Here is a 22,259-nt window from a genome sequence, read left to right as displayed (position 1 = left end):
ACCGTCCTGACCCGCCGCCGGATGCTGAAGGGGTAGCCGCCATGGCATCAGACAAGGCTGTCCAGGCAGAGCCTGACGTCCCTGCTGCCGTGCAGATGTCCCTGCTCCAGGGATTCCCGCCACGCACGCCGCAGGCCGGGCCTCCGCTGGCAGCACGCCTCCCGGTCGCCAGGGTGCTGGTGGAATCGCCGCTTCCCCACCTGGACCGCCCGTTTGACTACAGCGTCCCTGCCGATCTCGATGATGCTGCCCAGGCCGGCGTGCGGGTCAAGGTCAAGTTCAATGGCCAGGAACTGGGCGGCTTCATCATGGAACGCGCGGCGGAATCCGACGCCGGCCATATCCTGGTCCCGCTGCACAAGGTCATTTCCCCGGTGCCGGTCCTCACGCCGGCTGTCCGGGATCTGGCCTCCGCCGTTGCCGCCCGTTATGCGGGGACCGTCAGCGATGTGCTGCGCGCCGCGGTTCCGCCGCGCGTCGCCAGGCTTGAAAAGGAGTTCCTGGCCCGGCCCTCCGGGGCTGGGGCAACAGTCCCGGAGGCTGCCCGGCCGGCGTCCGAAACCGCCGAACCCACCGGCGCTGACACAGCTGCCCGCCCCACACGCGGCACGGCTGCTGCCTCCGCCGGCACGGCCGCTGGCACGGCTGGGTCCGCAGGGTCCGCCGGGTGGGATGCCTACCGCAACGGCGAAGCCTTTCTCCGGCACCTGAAGGACGGCGGTTCCCCGCACGCGGTGTTCAGCCCGCTCCAGGGCTTCGGGCGGGCGGCATGGCCCCGACTGGTCGCGGAAGCAGTCGCCGCCGTCCGTGCGTCCGGCCGTGGTGCCGTCGTAGTGGTTCCCGACCACCGGGACCTGGACCGGCTCGAACAGGCGCTGGCAGTGCTCTTGCCTGTCGGCGACATCGCGCGCCTGACCGCCGATGACGGCCCCACGCCGCGGTACCGGAACTTCCTGCGTGTGCTGGACGGTTCCGCGCGGGTGGCCATAGGCACCAGGTCGGCAGCGTTCGCGCCTGTCCGCGATCTTGGCCTCGTGGCCTGCTGGGACGATGGCAATGACCTTCATATCGAGCAGCGTGCCCCCTACGCGCATACCCGCGATGTCCTGCTGCTGCGCGCCGGCCAGGAGGGCACTGCCTGCCTGATGGCGGCCCACACCCGCAGCACCGAAGTGCAGCGGCTGGTGGAAACCGGCTGGGCCACGCCCGTGGACGCCGAACGCACTGCCATACGCTCCACCGTGCCCAGGGTGCTGAACACGGCTGACAGCTTTGAACAGGAACGAGACCCGCTGGCCCGGATCGCGCGGCTGCCCGGTGCGGCCTGGCGCGCCGCCAAGGACGGCCTGGAACGCGGCCCTGTCCTGGTCCAGGTGGCACGTGCCGGCTACGCACCGTCGCTGGCCTGCGAAACCTGCCGCGAAGCAGCGCGCTGCGGATCGTGCCAGGGGCCCTTGGCCGTCGCCGGTGCCAGCGGGAGCGCCGCCATGCCCCAGTGCCGCTGGTGCTCCACCCCTGCCCCGGACTGGCACTGCAGCCACTGCGGCGGACGCCGGCTTCGAAAAGGCGCCACCGGCGTAATGCGGACGGCCGAGGAATTGGGCAGGGCGTTCCCCGGCAAGGCGGTGGTCACCTCCTCCGGGGACCACGTCAAGACGGAGGTTGGCAACGCGAAAGCCCTGGTGGTCGCCACGGTGGGAGCCGAGCCGGTGGCGGACGGCGGGTACGCCGCGGCACTGCTCCTCGACGGCGACTCCTTGCTCCGCCGCGAAAACCTCCGTGCGGGGGAGGACACGGTCCGGCGCTGGTTCAATGCGGCAGCCCTGGTGCGACCGGCCTCCGAAGGTGGCCTCGTGGTGATCACTGCAGCGGATACGGCGGCGGTGGGAGCTTTGCTGCGCTGGGATCCCGCCGGCTATGCCCAGCGCGAACTGGCGCTGCGGGTGGAACTCCAGTTGCCCCCGGCGGTACGGATCGCATCCGTCACCGGCCCGCGCACCGCCGTCGTGCATTTCACCGCGGGTGTCGAAAAGCAGCTGGAAGCAGCCGGAGTGGCGCTCCGGACGGCAGGACCGGCGCCGGTCCTGCTGGTGGGCGCAGCCGGCCCGCAGCGCGTTGGCGAGGACGTCCGCACACTGCTGTTCTTCCCCTACGGGCAGGCGGCGACGGTGACCCGGGTCCTTCGTGCCGCCCGTGCCGCCGCAGCGGCCAAAAGGAGCGAGGAACCAGTCCAGCTCCGCCTTGACGGCGTGGACGTCCTTTAGGTTGGAAAGGTCGGCCGTTTCAGGCGTGATCGCATCACCTTGATGTCATGCGCCACGTCAACCAGCTGCCTGGCGGATTCATCCCAGCTGAACTCCGCGGCCCGCGCGACGGACTGGCGCGACACCTCCTGCCAGTGGTCATCGTTGCCGAGTTCCTTCACGGCGGCAGCAAAGCCTGAGGCTGAGCCAGGGTCTACGTAGGACGCGGCGTCGCCGCCCACTTCGCGGAAGATGGGGATGTCGCTGGCAATGACCGGCGTCCCCAGCGCCATGGCCTCCACGAGGGGCAGCCCATAGCCCTCGGCCCGGGAGAGGCTCACCAGTGCAGTGGCGCGCTTGAGCAAGGTGGCGTACTCGTCGTCGGTTACGCCGTTGTGGAACACCACTTTGGCACCCGGGGGAACCATAATTTCCAGCTCGGCCCTGCGCTGCGGGGTGATCCTGCTCAGCAGATGCAGGGTGAAGTCCGGCAGTTCGGCCATGCCGGCCACCATGGTTTCCACGTTCTTGTAAGGCATGAAGGAGCCCATGTAGACGAGCGAGCGCTCGGCCCCGGCGGCCTCGTCGCGCGGTTCCTGGTCAGGTTGGGGCGCGTTGCTGATGATCCGGACGGGGCGGCTGGTGAGCCGGTGTTTGGCCATCAGCGCCTCGGTGGTGCTGCTGATGGTGGCCACGATGTCTGCCCTGTTGAGCAGGAGCCGCTGTGGCCAGAACGCCTTGTGGTACAGACGCCAAAGAACCCGTATCGGGGCGGGCAGGAACGCGGGAGGTGCGGGGTGCTCGTAGTAGATGAGGTCATGCAGGGTCAGGACCAGCCCGTAGCTCCGGCCCCAGGTGCCCATGGTCTGCATGGGACATACCACCACGTCCGCGCCGAGCGGGTTGATCCTGCGCGCCACGAAGAGTTCCGTGGGGGAGAGCGGGCTGTTGATCAGCGTGTAGGGAACGTCGGGGAGCAGGGCGAGCTGCCGGGGGTCGCTGATAAGCATGGACACGTCGGCGATCTTTGATGTTGCCGCTATCAGGCTGGCGCCGTAGCGGCTGATTCCGTCGTGGTGGTCGGTCCGGGTGAAGCGGGCATCGACGATTATTTTCACGCGGGATGGTCCTTAAGGAAGCTGACGATGTGGCCGGCGGCAGGCGCGGGCGTTTCGTAGTGGATCAGGTGCCCGACGCCGGGGATCACCTTAAGCGTCCCGTCCGGCAGAAGCGCGGCGAGCCGGTGCTGGTCGGGCAGCATCGCGATTTCGTCCTTTTCGCCCGCGATGAGCAGGACCGGCAGGTTCAGCTGAGGTGCCACCTCGGCTACGTGCCCGCTGACGGAGGCGGTGAAGGATTCCAGGAGGCTGTCGCGGTCGGCGAAGGCGCTGAAGTAGGCATGGTGCTGGCCGTGGATGAACCGGCGCAGCTCCTTGTCAGGCGTTTTTGCCATGGCCTCACTCATCACGCGGACGATCAGCGGGCTGCGAAGCAGCGCAAGCCCCAGCCTGCGCGGGAGCCGGGCTGCGAGCCGGTAGTAGAGCACGGCGAGTTTGGTCATGATCCCCTTTGGCCCTTCCAGCGCCGGTGCGGCGATCGGGTTGATTAAGATGAGCGGGGAGACTGCACCGGGGTGGGCTGCCACAAAGTGCGCGGCAACGATGGACCCGAACGAATGGCCCAGCAGTACGGTGTCCGGGCCGAGCTCCAGGGCGGCCATGAAGTCGGTGATGAAGGTGCCGTAATGCTCTATGGAATGCGGTCCCGAGGCGAAGGCATCGGAGCTGCCAAAGCCAGGGAGGTCGGGCATGATGATCCGCATTCCAGGCAGCTGGTCCGCAACCCTGAGCAGGCCGTGGTGATCGCCGCGGAAGCCGTGGATCACCAAAATGGTCCGCGTGTCCGGCGTCACCTGGACCGGCTCGTAGGTCCAGTAAGCCACCGTGGCTCCATTGAGCTCAATGTCGGAGGCCCGGGTCCGGGCTGCGAGTTCCCGGCTGAAGTAGGACTGCGTGGCGGGAGGCGGGGAGTCAGCTGTTTTCATGGCCCTCGGTCCTAGTTGACGTTGTCGGGATGGGACCCGGTGCGGTGTCCCCGGTCAAGTTCGGCAAGCGCACCCATGTCCCGGTCCGAAAGTGCAAAGTGGAAGACATCCAGGTTCTCGCGGATGCGGGCCTCCGAACTCGCCTTGGGGATGGCGATGTTGCCCAGCTGGATGTGCCATCGCAAGATGACCTGCGCCGCGGTCACGCCATGTTCAGCGGCACACGCCAGGACGACCGGATCCGCCAGGACCTGTCCGCGCCCCAAGGGGCTCCAGGCTTCCGTCCGGATCCCCAACTCCTCGTGCTTTTTGCGAAGTTCAGCCTGCTGGAGCCACGGATGCAGTTCGATCTGGTTGACGGCCGGTACCACTTCCGCCGTCTGCAGGAGCCGGTCCAGGTGGGAGGGCTGGAAGTTGCAGACACCGATGGCGCGCACTTTGCCTTCGCGGTACAGGGTTTCCAGGGCGCGGTAGGTGTCCGTGAACAGCCCGCGCCGGGCGCAGGGCCAGTGGATCAGGTACATGTCCACGTAGTCCAGGCCAAGGTTCACCATTGAGTTATCGAACGCCCGCAGGGTGGAGTCGTAGCCCTGGTCATCGTTCCAGACCTTTGTGGTGACGAAGACGTCTTCGCGGGCCAACGCGGGCGCCGCCTCCCCCGAACCGCCGGTTCCCGTCCCGATTCCGCCGTCGTAGCCGAAGAGCGAACTCATCCCGCGGGCTACCCCGGTTTCGTTCCCGTACATGGCCGCTGTGTCGACATGGCGGTATCCGCAGCCGAGGGCCGTGGCCACGAGGCCGGCCGCCTCCAGCACCGGAACCTTGTACAGCCCGAATCCCAACTGGTCGATCAGCACGCCGTTGTTCAGGCTGAGCCGGGGTGAGGTTTTCATAGCAACGACTCTACCCATTCTGTACACGGACTCCGTCAGGCTGCTCCGTCGAAACTCACCAGGCGGCGCGCGGTTGCCTCATCGAGGATCAGGTCCGTCGCCAGCCCCGCCGTCAGTGCCCCCCGAAGCCCGTTGATCTTGGACGCCCCGGACACCACACAGATGCGGCGCCTGACCTGCTTGAGTTCCGCGAGCGCCGGTCCAGTTGACCGCTCGTTCAGGACAATGCCGTCGGAGGACCCGTCGCCGCGGAAAAAGACGGTGGCGACGTCGCCCACAACATCCGAGCCCGCAAGGCTTTTGAGGTCGCTTTCGTCCAGGTAGCCGCCAGCGTAAACATGGCTGGGATAGTCTGCGTCCACTGAACCCACGCCAAAGATGGCGATGCTCATCCTCGACTGGAGCTTGAGGATCCTTTGCACGCTGCGTTCATTCCACATGGCGGTCTTGGTCGCAGCGTGGTCAAAAAACGCGGGCACCGGGAACTGCTCAACGCGCGCCCCGTAGGCACTGCCGAAGCGGCGCATGATGTCACTGGCGTACGTGATGCCCGTGGTGTGCATGTTTCCGGCCCCGTTGAGCTGGACGATGACGCTGTCGTGGGTGATCTTGCGGGTCAGGTGCCTGCTGACTGCGCTCAGCGTTGACCCCCAGGCCACCCCGATGATGGCGTTGGAATCCACCAGGGGCCCGATGGTCCGTGCGGCCTGCATAGCCACCCGCTCCAGGGTCTCAGCCTCATTCAGTGTTTCCAGGACCGGGACAACGTGCACGTCCAGGTTGTACTCGTCCCGGATGATTCCTTCCAATTCCGGGCCCGTATCCATCGGATTGCGGATCTGGATCTGTACCAGCCCCGAGTCCCGGGCCGAAGACAGGAGACGGGAAACCGTGGAACGGGAGGTGCGGAGCTCCCGTGCGATGGCGTCCATGGTGAGGTCCTGCAGATAGTACATCTGTGCAGCACGCAGGGCGTCGGAGTGGCGTGAGGGTGACATTCGAAATCCGTTCTGCACGTTTGTGCATGGAGGTTGACTCTATTTTCCATCAATTCAAAGAATAGTTGGAGACCTGCGAGGCGCCGGCTGGCGGCCGCACAGAACCAACCCCCAGGGAGTCGTTTTGGGAACCACGCATTTATTCGGCCGTAGCGGAGTTTTGCCTTCACCTGGCAGGGGAACCCGTTCTTCAGTCCAGGCCCTGCGGCAGCGTCCGCGGGCCAAAGTGTTGATCATCGGCGGCGGTATCAACGGCGCAGGCACGTTCCGCGACCTTGCCCTTCAGGGGGTTGACGTTGCCCTGGTGGAACGCGGCGACTACTGCCAGGGCGCCAGCGGGGCCTCCTCGCACATGATCCACGGCGGCATCCGCTACCTGGAAAACGGAGAATTCCGCCTGGTCCGGGAATCCGTAGCGGAACGCAACCGCCTGCTGCGCATCGCACCGCACTACGTAAAACCCCTCCAGACCACGATCCCGATCTTCAGCACGTTCTCCGGCGTGCTGTCCGCACCCCTGCGCTTCCTCACGCACAAGCAGCAGGGCCAGCCCAAGGAACGCGGCGCGTTCCTCATCAAGCTGGGGCTCAGTCTCTACGACTCGTTCTCCCGCGACGGCGGCGCTGTTCCCCGCCACCAGTTCCGGGGCCGCAAGCGTGCACTGGCCGAACTGCCTCACCTCCACCCAGGCATCAAATACGCGGCCACGTACTTCGACGCCTCGGTTCACAACCCGGAGCGGCTCACCCTCGACGTGCTCCAGGACGGCGAAAAGGCCGGGCTGGCCGGTGCAGGCCCCGCAGACTCGACAGCCCGGGCCAGCAACCATCTCTCGCTCCAGTCGATGACAGCCGGGGCGGCTCCGGGCAAGGGCAGCCCTGCTGCAGGCGGCACCGTCCAGCTTCGCGATGAACTTACCGGCGAGATGTTTGACTTCACCGCTGACGTCATCGTGAACACCACCGGGGCATGGGTGGACCTGACCAACGAAGCAATGGGCGCTGCCTCCCGCTTCATGGGCGGCACCAAGGGCTCCCACATCGTCCTGGACCACCCTGGGCTCCTCGAAGCGTGCAATGGCCGCGAAATCTTCTTCGAACACACTGACGGCCGGATCGTCCTGATCTACCCGATGGGGGACAGGGTCCTGGTGGGAACCACCGACGTGTACGCCGACATGGGCGAGGACGCGGTGTGCACCGACGAGGAAATCGAGTACTTCCTTGAGCTCATAGGCCATGTCTTCCCCGGCATCCCGGTTGACCGCGGGCAGATCGTGTACACATTCTCCGGCGTCCGTCCGCTGCCCCGGCACGACGCAACCCAGCCCGGATTTGTCTCGCGGGACTACCGGATCGAACGGCGCGAAGGCGCGGCAGGCGCCGTCGTCCTCTCCCTGGTTGGCGGCAAGTGGACGACGTTCCGTGCGCTGGCCGAGCACATGACCAATGACGTGCTTGCCGAACTGGGCATGGAACGGAAAGTTTCGACGGCGAAGCTCGCCATCGGGGGCGGAGCAGGCTTCCCGGAAGACGAGGCGGGGGTCCAGAAATGGATCAAGGCCCACATGTCCGCCGGCCGTGACGCCGCCAGGACCGCGGTCCTGCTGACGCGTTACGGCACCCGCGCAGAGGACGTCATCCGCTACCTCGACGCGGGCCCGGACCGGCTCCTGCACTCCACCCACGAGCTCAGCGTCCGCGAACTGGAGTTCATGGCCGCCAATGAGCAGGTTGGGCACCTTGCGGATGTCCTCATCCGCCGCACGTCCCTGGCCTTCCGCGGCCTGGTGACGGGCGAACTGCTTCATGAGGCGGCGGACGTGCTGGCCGGCCCGCTGGGCTGGGATGCGGCAGCCAGGGCAGCAGAGATCCATGCAGCCCAGGACGTGCTGGAACGTTTCCACCGCGTGCAGGTACACAGCCTGGTCGCCTAGGCAGGTCCCGGCCGAAAGCCGGGGCACCAAAGTGCCCCCGGCTCCGCGGTCCTTCAACCTGCGAGGGACCGGCAACAGAAAGTGGAGTCAAAGATGTCTCTTGGAATTGTTTTTCTTTCCGAAGTCTTCGGAACGGCGATGCTCACCCTGCTGGGTTGCGGCGTCGTGGCCAACGTTGCCCTGCGGGGCACCAAAGGCAACAGCGGCGGGTTCCTGATGGTGACCTGGGGGTGGGGCATCGCCGTCTTCGCGGGTGTGTTCGTTGCCGCTAAGTCCGGCGCGCACCTCAATCCAGCCGTCACTCTCGGGATCCTGGTTGAAGGCAAACGGCAGTATGCGCCGGACGTCCCGGTTGATTTTGCTTCCACCCTGACCTACTTCGGCGGGGAGCTGCTCGGGGCATTCCTCGGCGCGGTGATCTGCTGGGCCGCCTACAAGCAGCACTTCGACGCCGAGCCCGAGGCCGCCAGCAGGCTGGGCGTTTTCTCCACCGGTCCCGCCATCCGCTCCACGCCGTGGAACCTGGTCACCGAAATCATCGGAACTTTTGTCCTGGTTTTTGTGATCCTCTCCTTCGGCGGAACACCCTCGGGCCTGGGACCACTGGCAGTGGCCCTGCTGGTGGTGGGCATCGGTGTTTCACTGGGTGGGCCCACCGGCTACGCCATCAACCCCGCGCGTGATCTCGGTCCACGTATTGCCCACGCGCTGCTGCCCATCCGGGGAAAGGGAACCAGCGACTGGGCCTACTCGTGGATTCCGGTAGTAGGACCCCTGGTGGGCGGTGCGCTGGGCGGTATCGTCGCCAGGGTCGCTCCGATCATCATCTTTGCCGCTTCCTGACCATTCAGCCATGACCTCAGCCATCAACCTGCATACAGACAAGGACGTCATTATGGACCAGTACGTAATCGCCATCGACCAGGGCACCACCAGTTCCCGGGCCATCATCTTTGACCACAGCGGAACCATCGTGTCCTCGGGCCAGATGGAGCACGAACAGATTTTCCCGCAGGCCGGCTGGGTGGAGCACAACCCTGCCGAGATCTGGAACAACACCCGGGAGGTCATCGCCTCCGCCCTCTCCAAGGCAAACCTGACGCGGCACGACATTGCCGCCGTCGGAATCACCAACCAGCGCGAAACCGCCGTTGTGTGGGACAAAACAACGGGTGAAGCCGTGTACAACGCGATCGTCTGGCAGGACACCCGCACCCAGGACATCGTGGCTGAGCTCTCCCGGGACGGCGGACCGGAACGGTTCAAGCAGAAGGTGGGCCTGCCGCTGGCCACCTATTTCTCCGGCACCAAGATCAAGTGGATCCTGGACAATGTCGACGGCGCGCGTGCCAAGGCCGAAGCCGGCGACCTGGTTTTCGGCAATACCGATGCCTGGGTTCTCTGGAACCTGACCGGCGGCGTTGACGGCGGCGTGCACGTCACGGACGTCACCAACGCCTCGCGCACGCTGTTCATGGACCTCGAGACGCTGACCTGGGACGAGGAGATCCTGGGGATCTTCGGGGTCCCGCTGAGCATGATGCCGGAGATCAGGTCCTCCTCCGAGGTCTACGGTGCCGTCCATACCTCGCAGCTCCTGCGCGAGGTCCCGGTGGCCGGGATCCTGGGGGACCAGCAGGCAGCCACGTTCGGCCAGGCCGCGTTCCAGACCGGTGAAGCCAAAAACACCTACGGCACCGGCTGCTTCCTCATCTTCAACACCGGCGAGGAAATCGTCCACTCCAAGAACGGCCTCCTGACCACCGTGGGCTACAAGCTGGGGAATGCCGCCCCGCACTATGCCCTGGAAGGCTCCATTGCCGTCACCGGTTCCCTGATCCAGTGGCTGCGCGACAACCTGGGCATGATCAGCAGCGCTCCCGAGGTAGAAACCCTGGCCGCCTCGGTCAAGGACAACGGCGGTGTCTACATTGTTCCGGCATTCTCGGGACTCTTCGCACCGTATTGGCGCCCGGATGCGCGCGGCGCCATCGTTGGGCTGACCCGTTTCGTCAACAGGAACCACATCGCCCGTGCAGCGCTGGAGGCCACCGCCTTCCAGACGCGCGAAGTACTGGACGCCGTCAACGCGGACTCCGGCGTTCCGCTCACCGAGCTGAAGGTCGACGGCGGCATGGTCGCCAATGATTCGCTGATGCAGTTCCAGGCGGACATCCTGGGCGTCCCGGTGATCCGGCCAGAGGTTGTCGAAACCACTGCCCTGGGTGCCGCCTACGCCGCTGGCCTTGCCGTCGGGTTCTGGAAGGACCTCGGCGAGCTGTCGGCCAACTGGTCCGAGGACAAGCGCTGGGAACCCCAGCTGGACCAGACCGAGGCGGACCGCCAGCTTCGCCTGTGGCGGAAGGCCGTGACCAAGTCCATGGACTGGGTGGACGAGGACGTGAAGTAGACACGTCCTCCCCTTTTTGTGCCGGCTCACCGGCGCCCCCGTTGCTATCCCGACCGGACACGGCTTCGGGCTGGGCGTAACCTTTGCACCGATGCCGGAAACTATAGGGGTGAGCCGGCATCAGCCGGCCAGCAGGCTTTTCAGGGGGAATAACACGTATGGGGTCCAGCCGCTTCCGAATGAGCACAGCAGTTATCCTTTACCTTCTGACCGCAAGTGTGGCTCTGTCCGCCTGCGGGTCCCAGCCGGGACCCGGCGCCGCGACGGGGAGCGCGCCGCCGGCGTCAACACTCCAGGCCAGTGCGGATCCGTCACCTGCCGTGTCTGCGACTGCCGCGGTATCCACGCCGGCTGTTCCTGACGCAACAGGCCCCGCCGAGGAGCCTGTTGCGCCGGCCCGGAAAGTCTTCACCTTCCCGGACGGGCACATCTCCTTCTCCTACCCGGAGGACTGGTCAGTCAGGATCCAGCGCGGTCCCGGGCGCGATGGCCCGCCTTGGCAACCCGCCGAAGCGATCGTCTCGGACAGTACAGGCGACGACCTCCTCCGCGTCTCGAGCGGGGCCGACGGCATCGGGTGCACCGTCGGGCCGGCCCACCGCACCGTGCTGGACAGGTCCGCTGTCCCCGCAATGCGTGATGCGGAGGGCACCGTGCCGGAGTTCGGGTTCGTTGTGGAGAGCGTCGGGGGGCAGGACTGGTACAGCATGACGGTCAGGCAACCGCGGTACCTGGAAGAAGGCGAAACGTCGTCGGGCTGTGACATTCTGACCATGGGAAACGGTGCCTCCATCACCAGTGTCATCTTCAACACCCCGCCCCAGCCGGCCTTCGCAGGCAGGGAAGCAGCGCTGGCATGGATGGCTACAGAGCAGTACGCCCAGCTGAAGGCCCTGATGCTCAGCCTGGCCTACGCGTGAGAACCCCGTTGATCGGAAAGGCCGCCCACTTCGACAGTCCCGGCGTTGCCGTCGACAGTAACCAGCTGCCCTGTCCGGAGGACGGTGGTGGCGTTGCCGGTGCCTACCACGGCGGGGATACCGTACTCTCGGGCCACCAGGGAAGCGTGTGCGGCCAGGTTGCCGCCGTCCGTCACGACGGCGGCAGCGACGGCAAACAGCGGGGTCCATGCCGGCGCCGTGGCTTTGGCCACCAGGATCTCGCCCGGCAGGAACCGGGAGAATCCCTCGGGGCCGTCCACCACGCGCACGCGGCCCTCAGCCCGTCCCGGACTGGCCGGATGCCCCACCAGGGCACCTGCCGGCACGTCCCTGGTGCTGCGGGCGCTGTTGGCGATTTGGTCGAACATGTTCCCCAGCACCGGCGGCAGCTTTCCCAGTTGCAGCGGGGCTGAGAGCTTCCGCTGCCGTGCCCATTCCTTGCGGCGCCGGGCTACGTCTTCCTGCTGCGGCGGCGCGTCCAGGCGCAGGGCGTCGAAGGTCAGGAAGTAGACGTCCGCGGGGTCGGCGATGATTCCGCCGTCCCGGAGGCGGGTGCCAATTTCGGTGGCACACCGGCGCAGCAGTGGCCAGCCCAGCGTGAAGTCCCTCGCCTGCTCCTCGCGGAGCAGGGCGTAGTGCTGGGCCACGCTGAGGAGGTTGTCAAACCTGTGCAGCTGGCGCGTTCGCGTCAGCACCGCACGGCACGCCGCCTCAGCCGCCCGGCGCCGTTGAGTGGCAGGCACCACGGGCGGGGGCTGAGGCAAGCTGGCCCGCTCCGTGACGGCCGTGCCGGGTTGCTCACCTGCCGTCCTGTGGTACCAGTCGATGCTGTAGACAGCGTGCGGAACGCGTGCAGGGAGGGCAGGAGCCAGGCCGCCCAGAAGTGTTTGGTATCCGGTCACCTCCAGTTCCCCCGGCGCGGCCCGGCCGGCGGGCGCACCGGCAATATGCCGGCGCCAGAACCGTGCCAGTACCATCTCCATTTTCCAGGCAGCACCGCCGGTGGCCGCGAAGAACCACAGGTACTCGCCGGCCTTCCGCGCCACCCGCTCCACGATATCCAGCAGTTCGGGCAGGGTAGCCGTTCCGGCGACACCCAGCGAGGACTCCACCAGGGTCCGGTATGAGGGCAGGCATTCAGTGCGCCATTCGTGCTCGAGCTCACGCAGCACCCGCCGGTCTGCGCCTACGGGGTCGAACATGGGCCGCACCACGGAGTTGAAGAAGTACGGCAGTGACCGCGGTTTGCCGCCGAACAGCAGGTGCGGGAGTGCCCGGGGACTCGGCGGGGAAACGTAGTACCAGCCGTTGACCTGCCCGTGCCCCATGGCCACGGAGATGCCGGCCGATGCGAAGACAGCCTCGTTGTAGGCGGCATCTATCCGCGGTATCACCCAATCCATGAACAGCGGCGTGACCGGTTCGGGCAGCCATTCGCCCAGGCGGAAGTTTCGAAGCCAGGTGCCCTTTCCCGGCGGTTCCCAGCTCACCGGCTCGGGCAGGGCGGTCATCGGCCGGGACTGGAGAATCCGCACCATACCGGCATGGTCAACTGCCCATTCGATGTCCTGGGGGCAGCCGAAGTGCACGGCGACCTGCTCCGCAATGGCGGCCACCGCCGCCGCGCTTTCCTTGGAAAGGACTCCGGCCGCGCCGCGGGTCAGGGCGGGCCGTCCCGCCCGCACAACCCACTCCTCGCCCGTCTCCACCCCGGACACGAGGCCTTCGGCGAGGCCCGGAACCGCGGAAATGATGGTTTCGCTGCGGTCCCCGGTCAGCGGGTTGGCCGTCAAGGCGACCCCGGCGGCGGCAGGGTCCACCATCTGCTGAACCAGGACCGCCATGCCGGCCCCGGCACCTGCAGTGGCGCCGTCGTGCGTCCCTGGTCCTTCGCCGGCGTCCGTCCGCAGGGAGGCCTGGTAGGCCCGGATGCGGTCGGCTTTGGCGGATTGACGGCATCGTTCCACCGCCCCGGGCAGGTCAGCCGCCGACACGTTCAGGTAACTCTCGTACATGCCCGCGAAGGATGCGCCGGGCAGGTCTTCCGCAGCGGCCGAGGACCTCACCGCATACGGGCCAGGGCCGGCAGCGGCGGCTGCCGCCTGAAGGCCTTCGATCACGCGTTGCGCTGTGACGGCGCCAAGAGCAGCCGCAGTGACCACAAATCCTGCCGGAACCGGAAAACCTGCAGCCACCAGGGCGGAAAGCGCCGCAGCCTTGCTGCCGACGGCCTCCCTGGACAGCGCGGCAGGGTGGCCGAGAGGGGGAAACGCGATGTTTTCACTCACCAGGGTCACCGGTCCGGTCCGTTGTTGCACAGCGGACTTCAGTCTATTCACGGCCGGCCACGACGGGTAGGCGACAGGCACAGCGGCGTCGCTCCGTGGTGCGCTAAAGTAGTTCTATGCGTGCGATCCTTCTGCTTAGCTAGCCGCCCGGTATCCGGATTCAACCGGTTTGCCGCGCGGCTGCCCCTCCATGGAGAGGGGCTTTTGTGTGTCCGGGCAGGTTTTCCGGGCCGGCAGCAGAAGGGATCAGAGAAGTTATGGCCGCACAGATGCCGTAACAGAACAGAAGAGGGCAGCAGTGAGCGTTCAGCCGGAGACAGACACCGGAACAGCAGCAGTGGCAGCGGAAGGGCCCGAGGAGGGCACCTACAGCTTCGCGGCAATGGAGGCCAGGTGGCCGCAGGTATGGGAAGACCTCAAGGTCTTCACCCCCGTCGATGACGGCTCCCGCGAGCGCCGCTACGTCCTTGACATGTTCCCGTACCCGTCGGGCGATCTCCACATGGGCCACGCTGAAGCGTTTGCCATGGGTGACGTCGTGGCGCGGTACCTGCGCCAGCAGGGCTTCGATGTCCTGCACCCGATCGGTTGGGACTCCTTCGGCCTGCCGGCGGAGAACGCCGCCATCAAGCGCAACGCCCACCCCAGCGAGTGGACCTACGCCAACATCGACACGCAGGCCGCGTCCTTCAAACGGTACGCGATCTCAGCCGACTGGTCGCGGCGGCTGCACACCTCGGACCCGGAGTACTACCGCTGGACCCAGTGGCTGTTCAAGCGCTTCTACGAGCGTGGCCTGGCCTACCGCAAGGACTCCCCGGTTAACTGGTGCCCCAAGGACCAGACGGTGCTCGCCAACGAGCAGGTGGTCAACGGTGCGTGCGAACGCTGCGGCACCGCCGTCACCAAGAAGTCGCTGAACCAGTGGTACTTCAAGATCACCGAATACGCGGACCGGCTGCTCGATGACATGGATGAACTGCGGGGGCACTGGCCCGAGCGCGTCCTGGCCATGCAGAAGAACTGGATCGGCCGTTCCGAAGGTGCCCACGTCAACTTTGTGATCGAGGCCGACGGCGGCAAACCCGCCAAGGACGTCACGGTCTTCACCACCCGTCCCGACACCCTCTACGGCGCCACGTTCTTCGTCGTGGCCGCTGACGCTCCGCTCGCCGTCGAACTGGCCACCGACGAGCACGCCGAGGCCCTGGGCGCCTACCGCGAGCAGGTCAAGGCCCTCACGGAAATTGAACGCCAGTCCACCGAGCGTGAAAAGACAGGGGTCTTCACCGGCCGGTACGCCATCAACCCCCTGAACGGCGAGAAGCTGCCGGTCTGGGCCGCAGACTACGTACTGGCCGACTACGGCACCGGCGCCATCATGGCCGTCCCGGCGCACGACCAGCGGGACCTCGACTTCGCCAGGACGTTCGACCTGCCAGTCCGCGCCGTGCTGGACACCGGCGAGGAGGACCCTGCGGTTTCCGGCAAGGCAACGGCGGGGGAGGGCACCTTGATCAACTCGGGCGTCCTTGACGGCATGCCCAAGGCTGAAGCCATCCCGGCCGCCATAGGCATTTTGGAAAAGCAGGGCACGGGCGAGAAGTTCGTCAACTTCCGCCTGCGTGACTGGCTGCTGAGCCGCCAGCGCTTCTGGGGGACACCCATCCCGATCATCCACTGCCCCGTCTGCGGCGAGGTTGCCGTTCCGGACGAGCAGCTGCCCGTCACCCTCCCGGCAGACCTCCGCGGCGAAGACCTGTCGCCGAAGGGTACCTCGCCGCTGGCTGCCGCGGAGGCCTGGGTCAATGTGGAGTGCCCCAACTGCCACGGACCGGCCAAGCGCGACACCGACACCATGGACACGTTCGTGGATTCGTCCTGGTACTTCCTGCGGTTTGTCTCTCCCCAGTACACCGACGGTCCCTTCGATCCGGCGAAGATCAACGACTGGATGCCCGTGGGCCAGTACGTCGGCGGGGTGGAGCACGCCATCCTGCACCTGCTGTACGCCCGCTTCTTCACCAAGGTCATCCACGATCTCGGCATGATCGAGGCCGACGAACCATTCAGCGCCCTGCTGAACCAGGGGCAGGTCCTCAACGGCGGCAAAGCCATGAGCAAGTCCCTGGGCAACGGCGTTGACCTCGGTGAGCAGCTGGACAAGTACGGCGTGGACGCTGTCCGCCTGACGATGATCTTCGCCTCCCCGCCGGAGGACGACGTTGACTGGGCCGACGTTTCTCCGTCAGGTTCCGCAAAGTTCCTGGCCCGTGCCTGGCGGCTGGCACAGGACGTCACCAGCAGTCCCGGCGTCGACCCGGTGTCCGGGGACCGCGCGCTCCGGTCCGTCACCCACCGCACCATTGCCGACTCCGCAGCCCTGCTGGACGCGAACAAGTTCAACGTGGTGGTGGCCAAGCTGATGGAGCTGGTCAACGCGACCCGCAAGACCATAGATACAGGGGCGGGCGGCTCGGACCCGGCGGTGCGCGAAGCTGCCGAAGCCGTTGCCGTCATCCTCAGCCTTTTCGCCCCGTACACAGCAGAGGACATGTGGAACGTCCTGGGCCACCCTGCCTCCGTGGCGAACGCCGGCTGGCCGGCCCACGACGAAGCGCTTCTGGTGCAGGAAACCGTGACCGCCGTCGTCCAGGTCCAGGGCAAGGTCCGTGACCGCCTCGAGGTGTCTCCGGAGATCGGTGAGGACGGGCTCCGTGAACTGGCCCTGGCGTCGGAGAACGTCCAGCGCGCCCTGGACGGGCGGGATATCCGCACAGTCATCGTGCGTGCCCCTAAACTGGTGAACATCGTCCCGGCGTAGCCGGTGCACCGGCCGCCGGATCCCTCCGGCGGCCGGCATATCTCCAGGAGGCGCTCTTGCCCGACCGTGATGCCGCTGCCTGGCTGTGGCTCCGGGACCGCCTGGCGGCCTTCCGTCCCGCGCCGCGGCCGGGTGTCACCGGCGCTGGCCAGCCCGACGTCGTCCGTACCGCCGTTGTAACGGATTCCGCAGCCGCGCTGCCGGCCGAGTGGGTGGCAGCCTTCGCCGGCGACGGGCGCCTGACCGTGATTCCCATGCCCGTGATGGTGGGTGAGGAAATCTACGGTGAAGGCGAAGACGACATCACCGAAACCATTGCGCTGGCACTGGCCAGTGGAAAATCGGTCAAGACCTCCCGTCCGTCACCGGGGCAGTTCGAACAGGCCTTCCGGGCCGCCGAAAGCCGGGGTTACGAGGCCGTTGTCTCCATCCACATTTCCGGCGGATTGTCCGGAACCGCTGATGCGGCCCGGCTGGCCGCCGGCCGGGTGGACATCCCCGTCGAAATCGTCGATTCCGGCACTGTCGGAATGGCGCTGGGCATGGGAGTGCAGGCCGCCGTGGTCGCAGCAGCGGCGGGCGGGGATGCCGCCGTCGTGGCGGTTGCCGCCCGGGAACAGCTCGGCCAGACCAAAGTGTACTTTTACGTCCCCAGCCTGGAGCAGCTCCGCCGCGGCGGAAGAATCGGGACGGCCGCTTCCCTGGTGGGAACCATGCTGGCCATCAAGCCTATTCTCGCTGTTGACGGCGGCAAGATCGTTCCGCTGGAAAAGGTCCGGTCGGCCGCCAAGGCGGTGGCGCGGCTGGAGGAGATTGCTGCCGAAGACGCAGCTTCCCGCCCCTCCGGGAACGTCAGCCTCGCAGTCCACCACTTCGGAAACCCCGCAGAAGCCGAGGCGCTTGCCGACCGCCTGGCCGCCGCGCTGCCGGACTGCCCCCGCGCCCAGATCAGTTCACTGCCCGCGGTCCTCGCCGCCCATGCGGGACTGGGCGTCCTGGCGGTGATCGTGGGGGACGGGGGCGCCCCAGGACCGGCCGCCGACCTTCCGGGCCTTTCCACATAGCCGCACCCGGTACTGCCGCCACACTCGGGCGTGCCATCACGGGATGCCCAAACCAGGGCTATGAGCCGGCGCTCCGCTCCGTCCGGCAGCTTATGAGCCGGCGCGAGCGCCGTGCACACGTGGGCATCATTCCCCGGACAGGTACCTACGCGGGGACGTTGACGCTGGGGTTGGGCATCAGCAGCCGCGCTAACCCGGGGGAAGAATGGGCATCTTGGGGTTTCTTCTTATTCTGAACGCTCTCCTGTTCATTGCCGCGCTGGTCAGCATTGCCCGGAACAGGACCACACCGCTGGCCGCGCTGTAGTTTGGGCTCTCATTGTTCTCGCGGTGCCCGTTCTTGGCTCGGTGATTTGGTTCCTCATTGGGCGTCGTGGATCTCTGGCCCTCGTGTCCGCCGCCCAGCGCGATCACGACCCCTCCTGACCCAGCTCCGACACAGGTGCTACCGGTGACCTCGCTGGCATCATGTTAAGAAAAGTACGCATTTGCAACCTCAAGCGGTGAATTCCCTGATCGCCGCCGCCGCTGCGTGAGCCGGGGGGTGGGATTGCCCGGGGCGTAGCTCGTCTGTGCCGCCCATGCCGGACTGGGCTTCCTGGTGGTGATAGTGGGGGACAGTGCGCCCCAGGCCCGGCTGCCGACCGTCCGGGCCTTTCCACATAGCCGCACCGGGTACTGTTCCGGGCAGGCCGCGGTCCCTAGCGTGGGGGTATGTCACGCCGTGATGCTGGAACCGCAGCCAGCACTGGGGCGCGCCATGCCGGCAGCCGTTTGCAGGCCACCCTCGGATCCGCCTCCGGCGGGCTGCTGCCTGGCGGTGAGGAGACGTTTGTCTACGGGGGCGGTCCCGGCCACGGTAAGGAGCCTGATCCCGCACGAGGCGCCGGAGGGGGAGCCTCTTCCGAAAGCCTTTCCCGAAATGCGGCTCGCGCTCCGTCCATCTCGGGGCGGACGGGGCCGGTCCTGAGGTGGCGGCTGGGGCTCAAGGTTGCACTGCTCGTGGGCATCGCTGCAGTCCTGTGCGGTGCGTGGTTCTGGTGGCAGGTTTCCACCGGCCGGCCCGAGGTGCTGCCACTCAGCGACGCCACGCCATCGGGAAGCACCGCACCGTCCGGCCCGGCCACGGAGAGTGCAGAAACTGCGGCCGCTGGTGCTGAGCAAACGGAGCCTGGGCGAGCAGGACCCACCGTGCTGCATATGGCCGGCGCTGTCGCCCGGCCAGGCATCGTGGAGCTGGCGCCAGGAAGCCGCGTTCACGATGCCATCGCCGCTGCCGGCGGCAGCACCCCCGTGGCGGACCTTGACAGCCTCAACCTGGCAGCCGTCGTCGTGGACGGGCAGAAGATCTACGTGCCCCGGCAAGGTGAGCCCCTGCCGGCTGATTCGGTCGGGGCCTCCCCGGGCGGGACCGCCGGCTCCCCCGAGGCCGGGGCCGCGTCGGCCTCCCCGGCGGGCAAGACCAACCTCAACTCCGCGGGGCTAGAGGAGCTTGGGACTTTGCCCCGGGTTGGGCCCGTGCTGGCCCAACGGATCGTGGACTGGCGGAAGGAACACGGGCCGTTCACATCGGTCGAGGAGTTGGACGCGGTGGACGGCGTGGGACCGAAAATGCTTGAAACCCTGCTCCCCTTGGTGAGCGTGGATTGATGTGCCTGGCCGGAGCAGGCACACGTGCGTAGCCCCAGCCGGTGGAGCCGGTTTGTGGAATCGGCAGTGCAGGGGCCGGATGCTGTCGAGTCCCCTGGGGACCCCGTTCAGACGCGGGAGGCATCTGCCCGGGCCGGCGCAGAGGTGCCCGGCCTGCGGGAAACCGTCCGCCACGTGGTCACGGAGAAGGTACGTGGGCGGCCCAAGGCATCCGGCTCCGGAGACAGGCCGCGGCGGCGCATGGACGTGCGGCTGGCTCCTGCCGCACTCCTGGTCTGGTGCGCCGCCATCGCCGGGGTCTGGCTGACACCTGCAGCCCTCCTGGGCGTCTGTTGCGGCCTGCTCATTCTTGCCACGGCACTACTCGGCATGGCCGTGCGAAGCGCAGTTCCCCGCAGTGTCCTCACTACCGCCGCCGTTGCCGTGCTGCTGGCCGTTTCCACAGCCGCGCATTCGGCGGTGTCATCTTCGCAGCGGAACGATGGTCCCCTCGCCGATGCGGTGCGGGACGGCAGATCGGTGGTGGCCATCATGGAGATCACCGGGGCGCCCCGTGCGGTAGCGCCGGCGGGGCAGGCCGGGACCGGACGGTGGGCCGTACCCGCCACGGCCCTTGAAATCACCGCCGGGGGCGAGGTGCTTCGGAGCCGTGCCGACATCGTGGTCATGGGCGGGGGCGACTGGGGCGCCCTGGCGTCCGGTCAGCGTATCCGCAGCACGGGGAAGCTGAAGCCCGCGGATCCGGGGCAGACCGAGGCAGGGATCCTGGCCGCTTCATCGGCGCCGGTACTGCAGTCCGCAGGTTCTCCCGGCCTGCAGGAGGCTGCAGGGCAGTTGCGGGGGCGCTATGTCTCCGCCGCAGCGTTCCTGGCGCACGATTCCGCAGGACTCCTGCCCGGCATGGTCACCGGAGACACCAGTGCCCTGGACGAAGGGCTGAATGCAGCCATGCGGGCCGTTGGCATGACACACCTGACGGCTGTCAGCGGAGCCAACTGCAGCCTGGTGCTGGGCGCCCTGCTGTTGCTGGCCCGCAGCCTGCGCCTGCCGCGAGTGCCAGCGGCTGCTTTGGCATTGGCCGGTCTGGCGCTCTTTGTCCTGCTGGTGGGCCCGGACGCCAGTGTCCTGCGGGCGGCCCTGATGGGCTCAATCGCCCTCGCATCACTGGCCGGCGGGCGGACGGGCCGGGGACTGAGCTTCCTATGCCTTGCAGTCATCGGGCTTTTGCTGTTCGAGCCGGGCCTGGGCACCAGTTTCGGCTTCCTGCTGTCCGTCCTGGCAACCCTGGGCATCATCGTGCTCGGCCAGCGGATGGTGGACCTTACTCCTGCGGTGGTGCCGCGCTGGGTCGCGGCGGCATTCGCCGTGCCGTTGTCAGCACAGCTGCTGTGTGGTCCGGTGATTGTGCTCCTGCAACCACAATTCTCAACCTACTCGCTGATGGCGAACGTGGTGGCCGCCCCGCTTGTTGCCCCGGTGACCCTTCTCGGCACGGCCGCAGTTCCCCTCACGGTCCTGGCGCCGTGGGCAGCAACGGTCCTGATCGCGGTGGCGGGCACTTTCTGCGGCGGTGTGGCCGGGACGGCGAGGTTTATGGCTGGCCTGCCCGGCGCATCACTTCCGTGGCCGGAAGGAGCCTTCGGGCTGGTGACAATGCTGGCTTTGTCGGTGCTCACGCTTGCAATAGTGCTCCTGGCACTTCGTCCACGGGCCGCAGCGGACCTGCTCCTGGGGCTGCACCGCCGCATCGAACGGCTACTTGAACACGTGGAGTCCCTCCCGTGGCCACCATGGCGGCGCCGCAGGCACACCGTTCCGTGGCACGGCTTGGAGCCACCGTCCCGCCGTGGCAGGCTTAGACACTGCACTAACACTTCCGGAAGGAACCCAGAATGGCCGCTGCGCCGAATGCACGAAACAGGACGACGGCGTCCGGCACGGCCACCTGGCAGGACGTAGAACCGGCTGGAATAGTGCTGATTGGCGGTCCGGAGGAGTATCTGGGGATCCGGGCGATGGACCGCGTCAGGGCACAGGTTCGGGCAACATCGCCGGACGTCGAAGTCACCCGCCTGAACGCCGGAAGCTACGAGGCAGGCTCGCTCACCTTGCACGTCAGCCCTTCCCTGTTCGGGGAGAACAAGCTGATCGAGGTCGAAGGCGTTGAAGGCATGAACGACGCTTTCCTGGCTGACGCCCTCGCCTACGTCGCCCGCCCGGAGCCTGATGCGGTTCTGGTCCTGCGCCATGGCGGGGGAGTCCGGGGCAAGAAGCTCCTTGACGCCGTCAAGGCCGGCGGCTGGCCCGTGGTGGACTGCCAGCCGCTGAAAAAGGATGCTGACAAGAGCGCCTTCGTCGCCGCGGAGTTCAGGGCGGCCGGCCGGAAGATCAGCGGCGATGCCGTACAGTCCCTGGTCAACGCCGTGGGCGCCAATCTCGCCGAACTCGCGGCGGCCTGCAGCCAGCTGATCGCGGACGCGAGCGGGGCCGTGACCCCTGAGCTGGTGGACCGCTATTACGGCGGCCGGATCGAGGCCACGGCGTTCAAGGTTGCAGACGCCGCCATGGCGGGCAACGGCCCGGCGGCGCTATCCGCACTGCGCCACGCCCTGGCCACCGGAGCTGATCCTGTTCCGCTCGTGGCTGCGCTGGCCGCCAAGCTGAGGACTGTCGCCAAGGTGGCGGGCGCCCAGGGGTCTTCGGCCCAGATAGCCCGGGACCTCGGGATGCAGCCGTGGCTCGTGGAACAGGCCCAACGCGACGTCCGGCGCTGGACGCCCGAGGGCCTGGTGCGCTCCATCCAGGTCACAGCCGAAGCGGATGCGCAGGTCAAAGGACTCTCGCGGGATCCTGTCTACGCGGTGGAGCACGCTGTCACGGTCATCGCCATGTCCGCGCGCGGGCGCTGAGGGTTCTCGGCCCAAAAGGCTGCATAAGCCGCAGGCGGCAAAAGCGGTCACGCTTTAAA

16 protein-coding genes are annotated in these 22,259 nt (G+C 67.1%); 11 read left to right on the top strand and 5 right to left on the bottom strand.

Annotated elements, in window-relative coordinates:
* The first annotated feature begins 41 nt into the window (after positions 1–41).
* Positions 42–2,264, top strand: coding sequence for a primosomal protein N' (locus AU175_RS15405; RefSeq protein ID WP_066294215.1), 2,223 nt, complete (start codon positions 42–44; stop codon positions 2,262–2,264).
* Here AU175_RS15405 and AU175_RS15400 read toward each other — a convergent pair.
* Genes AU175_RS15400 through AU175_RS15385 form a run of 4 tightly spaced genes read right to left on the bottom strand, consistent with a single transcriptional unit; the run spans position 2,261 to position 6,178 of the window.
* Positions 2,261–3,361 (bottom strand): glycosyltransferase family 4 protein, encoded by a 1,101-nt coding sequence (locus AU175_RS15400; RefSeq protein WP_066291595.1) that lies wholly within the window; start codon positions 3,359–3,361, stop codon positions 2,261–2,263. The two genes, AU175_RS15405 and AU175_RS15400, sit on opposite strands and share 4 nt — an antisense overlap.
* A complete protein-coding gene (locus AU175_RS15395; protein WP_066291592.1) occupies positions 3,358–4,287 on the bottom strand; it encodes an alpha/beta fold hydrolase in 930 nt (309 codons plus the stop codon). The genes AU175_RS15400 and AU175_RS15395 overlap by 4 nt, the downstream gene beginning before the upstream one ends.
* Positions 4,288–4,298: 11 nt before the next feature.
* Positions 4,299–5,180 (bottom strand): aldo/keto reductase, encoded by an 882-nt coding sequence (locus AU175_RS15390; RefSeq protein WP_066291590.1) that lies wholly within the window; start codon positions 5,178–5,180, stop codon positions 4,299–4,301.
* 35 nt (positions 5,181–5,215) lie between these two features.
* Positions 5,216–6,178, bottom strand: coding sequence for a sugar-binding transcriptional regulator (locus tag AU175_RS15385; protein WP_066291588.1), 963 nt, complete (start codon positions 6,176–6,178; stop codon positions 5,216–5,218).
* Between the two features lie 160 nt (positions 6,179–6,338).
* Between AU175_RS15385 and AU175_RS15380 the strand changes: the two genes are divergently transcribed.
* The 4 genes from AU175_RS15380 to AU175_RS15365 all read left to right on the top strand — a co-directional run bounded on the left by AU175_RS15380 (position 6,339) and on the right by AU175_RS15365 (position 11,444).
* On the top strand, positions 6,339–8,114 hold the full coding sequence (locus tag AU175_RS15380) for a glycerol-3-phosphate dehydrogenase/oxidase (RefSeq protein WP_066291585.1): 1,776 nt from the start codon (positions 6,339–6,341) through the stop codon (positions 8,112–8,114).
* Between the two features lie 93 nt (positions 8,115–8,207).
* Complete coding sequence (locus tag AU175_RS15375; protein ID WP_066291581.1) at positions 8,208–8,957, top strand: MIP/aquaporin family protein; 750 nt, start codon at positions 8,208–8,210, stop codon at positions 8,955–8,957.
* 52 nt (positions 8,958–9,009) lie between these two features.
* Positions 9,010–10,524 (top strand): glycerol kinase GlpK, encoded by a 1,515-nt coding sequence (gene glpK, locus AU175_RS15370; protein ID WP_066294213.1) that lies wholly within the window; start codon positions 9,010–9,012, stop codon positions 10,522–10,524.
* A gap of 179 nt (positions 10,525–10,703) precedes the next feature.
* Positions 10,704–11,444, top strand: coding sequence for a hypothetical protein (locus AU175_RS15365; RefSeq protein WP_066291578.1), 741 nt, complete (start codon positions 10,704–10,706; stop codon positions 11,442–11,444).
* On the opposite strand, the gene AU175_RS15360 is transcribed toward AU175_RS15365, so the two are convergent.
* Positions 11,435–13,783 (bottom strand): PEP/pyruvate-binding domain-containing protein, encoded by a 2,349-nt coding sequence (locus AU175_RS15360; protein WP_066291576.1) that lies wholly within the window; start codon positions 13,781–13,783, stop codon positions 11,435–11,437. The two genes, AU175_RS15365 and AU175_RS15360, sit on opposite strands and share 10 nt — an antisense overlap.
* A 268-nt stretch (positions 13,784–14,051) precedes the next feature.
* On the opposite strand from AU175_RS15360, the gene leuS reads away from it, so the two are divergent.
* The 6 genes from leuS to holA all read left to right on the top strand — a co-directional run bounded on the left by leuS (position 14,052) and on the right by holA (position 22,200).
* Complete coding sequence (gene leuS / locus AU175_RS15355) at positions 14,052–16,577, top strand: leucine--tRNA ligase (protein WP_066291573.1); 2,526 nt, start codon at positions 14,052–14,054, stop codon at positions 16,575–16,577.
* 56 nt (positions 16,578–16,633) lie between these two features.
* Positions 16,634–17,641 carry a DegV family protein gene (locus AU175_RS15350; RefSeq protein WP_066291571.1) on the top strand — a complete coding sequence of 336 codons (1,008 nt, stop codon included), beginning with the start codon at positions 16,634–16,636 and terminating at the stop codon, positions 17,639–17,641.
* 318 nt (positions 17,642–17,959) lie between these two features.
* Positions 17,960–18,067 carry a hypothetical protein gene (locus AU175_RS22825; RefSeq protein ID WP_082979244.1) on the top strand — a complete coding sequence of 36 codons (108 nt, stop codon included), beginning with the start codon at positions 17,960–17,962 and terminating at the stop codon, positions 18,065–18,067.
* 288 nt (positions 18,068–18,355) lie between these two features.
* On the top strand, positions 18,356–19,291 hold the full coding sequence (locus AU175_RS15345; protein WP_066291569.1) for a helix-hairpin-helix domain-containing protein: 936 nt from the start codon (positions 18,356–18,358) through the stop codon (positions 19,289–19,291).
* A 54-nt stretch (positions 19,292–19,345) separates the two neighbouring features.
* Entirely contained in the window at positions 19,346–21,250 is a 1,905-nt protein-coding gene (locus AU175_RS15340; protein ID WP_231938628.1) for a ComEC/Rec2 family competence protein, read from the top strand.
* Positions 21,184–22,200, top strand: coding sequence for a DNA polymerase III subunit delta (gene holA, locus AU175_RS15335; RefSeq protein WP_066291561.1), 1,017 nt, complete (start codon positions 21,184–21,186; stop codon positions 22,198–22,200). The genes AU175_RS15340 and holA overlap by 67 nt, the downstream gene beginning before the upstream one ends.
* Positions 22,201–22,259: the final 59 nt, after the last annotated feature.

This window comes from Arthrobacter sp. B6 (genome assembly GCF_001663775.1).
In the GTDB taxonomy this organism is placed as follows: Bacteria; Actinomycetota; Actinomycetes; order Actinomycetales; family Micrococcaceae; genus Arthrobacter.
The sequence above is the reverse complement of the archived record's forward strand: the minus strand, read 5'-3'. Positions and strand labels throughout refer to the sequence as shown.

Excerpts from the sequence above, each read along its gene's own strand:
- AU175_RS15405 (WP_066294215.1), top strand. The coding sequence starts at position 42 with ATGGCATCAGACAAGGCTGTCCAGGCAGAGCCTGACGTCCCTGCTGCC.
- AU175_RS15345 (WP_066291569.1), top strand. The coding sequence starts at position 18,356 with ATGTCACGCCGTGATGCTGGAACCGCAGCCAGCACTGGGGCGCGCCAT.
- AU175_RS15365 (WP_066291578.1), top strand. The coding sequence starts at position 10,704 with ATGAGCACAGCAGTTATCCTTTACCTTCTGACCGCAAGTGTGGCTCTG.
- AU175_RS15375 (WP_066291581.1), top strand. The coding sequence starts at position 8,208 with ATGTCTCTTGGAATTGTTTTTCTTTCCGAAGTCTTCGGAACGGCGATG.
- AU175_RS15390 (WP_066291590.1), bottom strand. The coding sequence starts at position 5,180 with ATGAAAACCTCACCCCGGCTCAGCCTGAACAACGGCGTGCTGATCGAC.
- glpK (WP_066294213.1), top strand. The coding sequence starts at position 9,010 with ATGGACCAGTACGTAATCGCCATCGACCAGGGCACCACCAGTTCCCGG.
- AU175_RS15385 (WP_066291588.1), bottom strand. The coding sequence starts at position 6,178 with ATGTCACCCTCACGCCACTCCGACGCCCTGCGTGCTGCACAGATGTAC.
- AU175_RS15395 (WP_066291592.1), bottom strand. The coding sequence starts at position 4,287 with ATGAAAACAGCTGACTCCCCGCCTCCCGCCACGCAGTCCTACTTCAGC.
- holA (WP_066291561.1), top strand. The coding sequence starts at position 21,184 with ATGGCCGCTGCGCCGAATGCACGAAACAGGACGACGGCGTCCGGCACG.